Raw genomic sequence first — 5,087 nt, forward strand, 5'->3', positions numbered from 1 at the left:
ATCTCCACCAACGGCACCCTGATCACCAAAGAGAAAGCAAAGCAGCTCAAAGAGGTGGGACTCTCCTATGTGGGGATCAGCCTGGACGGACTTGAAGCCACCCATGATATGTTCAGAGGCGTTCCCGGTGCCTATGAAAAGGCATTGCAGGCCGTTGACAACTGCCAGGAAGCAGGTATTAAGGTCGGACTTCGTTTCACCATGAATAAAAGAAACGTAAAGGACATCCCCGGTATTTTTGACCTGCTGGAAGAAAAAAATATTCCCAGGGCTTGTTTCTACCATCTGGTCTACTCGGGCCGCGGCCAGGAAATTGCCAAGGAGGATTTAAGCCACGAGGAGACCCGCGAAGTGCTTGACCTGATCATGGACCGCACCAGGGATCTTCACGATCGCAACAAACCCAAGGAGATCCTCACCGTGGACAACCATGCAGACGGGCCCTACCTGTACCAGCGCCTGCTCAGGGAAGATCCCAAACGGGCTGCCGAAGTGCTGGAACTGCTTGAGATGAACGAAGGCAACAACTCGGGTCGAGGCATCGGCTGCATCTCCTGGGATGGTGAAGTCCATCCGGATCAGTTCTGGCGGGAGATCAGTTTCGGCAACATCAAAGAGAGACCCTTCAGCGAAATATGGACAGATCCTGAAAACGAATTTTTGATGAAAATGAAAGAGAAGAAAAAACACGTAAAAGGCCGTTGTTCAGAGTGCCGGTGGCTGGATATCTGTGCAGGCAATTTCAGGGCCAGGGCTGAGTCCGTTGCCAATGATCCCTGGGATTCTGATCCTGCCTGTTATCTTACGGATGAAGAGATCAAAAAGGAGAATGTATAATGCTGTTTCCCGAATACAGGGGCAGACGGCTTCGGGCCACGGACAATTTCAGACGGATGATCAGGGAAACAAAGCTTTCCAGAGACGATCTGATTCTTCCCCTTTTTGCCGTTGAAGGCAAATCCGTTAAAAAGCCCATCAATTCCATGCCCGGGCAGTTCCAGCTCTCTATCGACCATATTGTCACCATGGCAAAGCAAGCCAAAGATGCGGGCATTCCAGGCATCATGCTGTTCGGGATTCCCCATAAAAAAGATTGCCTTGCCACCCAGGCCTATGCCCATGACGGCATCGTTCAAAAATCCGTCTCAGCCGTCAAAGAACAGGTACCGGATCTTACCGTCATCACCGATGTCTGCCTGTGTGAATACACGGACCACGGTCACTGCGGCATGGTTATGGATGACGGGACCATTGACAATGATTCCACCCTGGATCTGCTTGCAAAAACAGCCCTGTCCCATGTGCAGGCAGGCGCCGACATGGTAGCCCCTTCCGATATGATGGACGGTCGTGTGTCTGAAATCAGAGGCACCCTGGATGACGAGGGCTTTTCCCATGTGCCCATCATGTCCTATGCCGTAAAATACGCATCTTCCTTTTACGGCCCTTTCAGGGAAGCTGCCGAATCCGCACCCAAATTTGGGAACCGCAAAACCTACCAGATGGATCCGGCCAACGCCCTTGAAGCCATCAGGGAAGCCACCATGGACATTGAGGAAGGTGCAGACATCATCATGGTAAAACCGGCACTCTCCTACCTGGATATCATTTACAGGGTCAGGGAAGAAATTGATCTGCCTGTGGCTGCATACAACGTATCCGGTGAATATTCCATCATCAAGGCGGCTGAAATGATGGGATGGGTGGATGGCAAAGCCATGATCATGGAGACCCTGTTATCAATCAAACGAGCCGGAGCCGACATCATCATGACCTACTCGGCCATTGATGTGGCAAGGGAGCTGAACAACTGATGGCGCATCCCCATAAAATACCCCCCGCGGGACATGATGGTCCCCACGCCGGCGGTAAAAACAATACCCTGCGACTTGTGGCCTGGGAGACAACCCGTCGGTGTAATCTGACCTGCAAACATTGCCGGGCTGCTGCAGAAGATCATGTATACGACGACGAACTTACCACGGAAGAGTCTTTCAGACTTCTTGACCAGATCAGAGAGGTGGGGCAACCCATCATTATTCTCACCGGCGGCGAGCCGCTGCTCAGGGATGATATCTTTGATATTGCCGCCTATGGAGACAAAATCGGCCTTCGCATGGTCATGGCCCCCAACGGCACCCTGCTCAATGAAGACAATGTGAAACGTCTTATCAAAAGCGGCATCAAGCGCATTTCCGTGAGTCTGGACGGCTCGACAGCTGCCTCCCATGATGCGTTCAGGGGTCTTGACGGGGCTTTTGACAGGGCAGTAAACGGCATAAAAACCGCGAAGGCTGCCGGGCTGGAATTTCAGATCAATACCGTTATTACAAAAACCAATCTTAATGAAATTCCTGCCATCCTTGCCCTGGCAGAATCGTTAGGGGCTGCGGCCCACCACATTTTCCTTCTGGTACCCACGGGCCGAGGGAAATACATTGTGGATACGGCCATTGATGCAAAGGAGTACGAAGAAACCCTCAACTGGTTCTACGACCAGCGGGATAAAACTTCTTTGCAGCTTAAAGCCACCTGTGCGCCGCACTATTACCGGATTTTGCGCCAGCGCGCCAAGGCCGATGGCAAAAAAGTCAGCTTTGAAACCCATGGGCTTGATGCGGTCACAAGGGGCTGTCTTGCAGGGACCGGATTCTGCTTTATCTCCCATGTGGGCCGGGTACAGACCTGCGGTTTTTTAGACGTCACCTGCGGAGACATAAAAACCACGCACTTCAAAGATGTGTGGGAAAATTCAGAGGTGTTTAACAAATTGCGGGATTTCAACAATCTTGAACCCAAATGCGGCATCTGCGAATACAAACAGGTATGCGGCGGATGCCGGGCCAGGGCATACGAAGCCACCGGCAACTACCTGGCCCAGGAGCCCTTGTGCACATATCAGCCGCCCCGGCATTAGACAGCGTAAGGGACTCGGATAAATCGGCAATAAAAATGGGGGGTATTTTATCCGAGTCCCTATGCTTTAGTTCTATATCTTCAGCATTTATTTTTTCCCAAACAACTTAAACCCTTGTGGCGGTAACAGACCGTGTCAAAACAGGTTGTGTGGTAACGGTATGGGTATCGGTATGGGTATCGGTATCACTAATCGTTCATGTAATGGCGGATCGTGCCTAAATCGTCTATGTCGTGGTGGCGGTGGGCCGTACATGAATCCTCCATATGGCGGCGGACAGTGCATGAATCGTTCATCCCACGGTGGGGGTGGTGGCGGACCATGTCTAAATCGTTCATGCCTCGACGATGGATGTGCAGAGCTAATGGTTGGGAAAATCAAACAAGTCAAGATTATAACGACAAAATAGATTGATTTTGTTTTTTTCATTCTTTTCTCCTTTAATACAGAATTATAACCTGCCGGCAGCAAATCAATTGTTTGCTGCATCAAGCCAATATCAGACAATTCAAATGGCATACCAAAGGCAATAACATTATGATTTCAAAGATTTTTTTAAAAAAACACCCTTTTAATACACAAAGACCAGTTACAAAAAATGCATTTAACATTACAAAATGTTGCTGGTCGTAACCCAGCGCTGTCCAGTTAATTTTTACATGGTACAGGCCAGGAAAGTCTGATCATAGCCTTTGTTTGACAACATTTTGCACGCCAATCTCATCAATAATGGATAAAAGGGTGATTGACATGAAAAAAACAGTATTCATTGCGGGAATATTCCTTGCGCTTTTCTCATCACCGGCATTTGCGAAAGAACTGCAGGCATTAGACGTTATATCCAAGGCGTGGGATTACATGCGGGGAAAAACGTCTGTCAGTCAGGTAAAAATAACCGTGCATCGCACGGACTGGGAGCGGACATCGGTTATAAAGGCCTGGACAAGGGGAAGGGATGATTCCATTTTCCAAATCACGGCGCCCAAAAAAGACAAGGGGAACGGCACGTTGAAAATCGGCCGTGACATGTGGACATATAATCCGAAAATCAATCGGGTGATCAAAATCCCGCCATCCATGATGTCCCAGTCCTGGATGGGTTCTGACTTTTCCAACAACGATCTGTCCAAGGCGGACAGCATTCTCAATGATTATACCCATGAAATTGAGACCACCACCCAAGAAAACGGCATAACAGTCTATGAAATCAAATCGATTCCCAAACCGGGTGCACCTGTGGTAGGGCGCATTCCCATTTTTCCGGTCATGGTGCGGGCACTGGATTGTGCGTGTTTGCCATATGTTTCAGGCAATCCCAACGCCCTGCTTTATAATATGATCGTAGCATAATCATTTTTTCTGCATTCTCCCGATACCAAAAAGTGCATGGGCTTTTAAGACGTAAATTCACCACTCTACGAATTGAACTTTCAATAGCACCGCTGCCAATAGGTAAATTCAACACTTTTACAGTTAAGAAATCAAGCCTGCTTTCATTGCGCACAAAATAATCCCGTTCCGTCTTGATGGCCTTACTGTGTCTGCCTCGACAAAGCAGCTGGACGGCCTGGACCACGTCAACCGCTTTTCCTTTCAGCAGGAAACCTCGCTGTGTTGATACCCAGCGTTTGCGTTCCTTGGATGACCAGGTCTTCTTCAAGCCTGCAACTGTACCCAAATGCTCCACGGCATGGTAAAAATCAAGAAGTTNNTTGATCAGTCCGGGGATTCGATTCCAAATCCAATGTGCTCCATCTGCGACAAACAGCATCTTGTCTGACGCCTGAATATGAAGGGATCTCAAATAACCCTCTAACAAGTGAAAGATTCCATCCGGACCGCTGAAACAGCCATCAATAAATGGTGAGAAACTTTTTTCTTGTTTTCCCTGAGCATCCACCACATAAATAATCAAAAGCTTGGGCTCTCGCCACGCCCCACGAAATCGGGTTCTATCTTTTTGGGTCTTTGGGCCTCTTTTCTTCTCTCTTAGCCGTGTGCGCCCACCATCAGTGCTTATAACGACTCGCCGACCTTCAAGAGTATCTCCATCATTTAATGGAATTCGACTCGCTTGTTGCTCTGCTCTGGCCCGGTCTGCGTACCGATAGGTTAGTTTACGGATAACCTTTATATCCAACGTCATACCATGGTCACAAAGCACTTGACG

Annotated in this window: 5 protein-coding genes; 4 read left to right on the forward strand and 1 reads right to left on the reverse strand. The window is 48.9% G+C overall.

Annotated elements, in window-relative coordinates; genetic code table 11:
* The 3 genes from B3D59_RS17955 to ahbD form a co-directional block, all read left to right on the forward strand.
* Positions 1-837, forward strand: an 837-nt coding sequence (locus B3D59_RS17955) for a radical SAM/SPASM domain-containing protein (RefSeq protein ID WP_286822518.1), incomplete at its 5' end; no start/stop codon positions are given.
* Entirely contained in the window at positions 837-1,814 is a 978-nt protein-coding gene (gene hemB / locus B3D59_RS17960) for a porphobilinogen synthase (protein WP_286822519.1), read from the forward strand. The genes B3D59_RS17955 and hemB, both read left to right, overlap by 1 nt.
* Positions 1,814-2,917, forward strand: coding sequence for a heme b synthase (gene ahbD / locus B3D59_RS17965; protein ID WP_286822520.1), 1,104 nt, complete (start codon positions 1,814-1,816; stop codon positions 2,915-2,917). Before hemB ends, ahbD begins: the two co-directional genes overlap by 1 nt.
* 188 nt (positions 2,918-3,105) lie before the next feature.
* Here ahbD and B3D59_RS17970 read toward each other — a convergent pair whose 3' ends face one another.
* On the reverse strand, positions 3,106-3,255 hold the full coding sequence (locus B3D59_RS17970; protein WP_286822521.1) for a hypothetical protein: 150 nt from the start codon (positions 3,253-3,255) through the stop codon (positions 3,106-3,108).
* Positions 3,256-3,667: 412 nt separating this feature from the next.
* On the opposite strand from B3D59_RS17970, the gene B3D59_RS17975 reads away from it, so the two are divergent.
* Complete coding sequence (locus B3D59_RS17975; protein WP_286822522.1) at positions 3,668-4,267, forward strand: outer membrane lipoprotein-sorting protein; 600 nt, start codon at positions 3,668-3,670, stop codon at positions 4,265-4,267.
* The last annotated feature ends 820 nt before the right edge of the window (positions 4,268-5,087 follow it).

The organism is Desulfobacter sp. UBA2225 (assembly GCF_002348205.1).
In the GTDB taxonomy this organism is placed as follows: domain Bacteria; phylum Desulfobacterota; class Desulfobacteria; order Desulfobacterales; family Desulfobacteraceae; genus Desulfobacter; species Desulfobacter postgatei.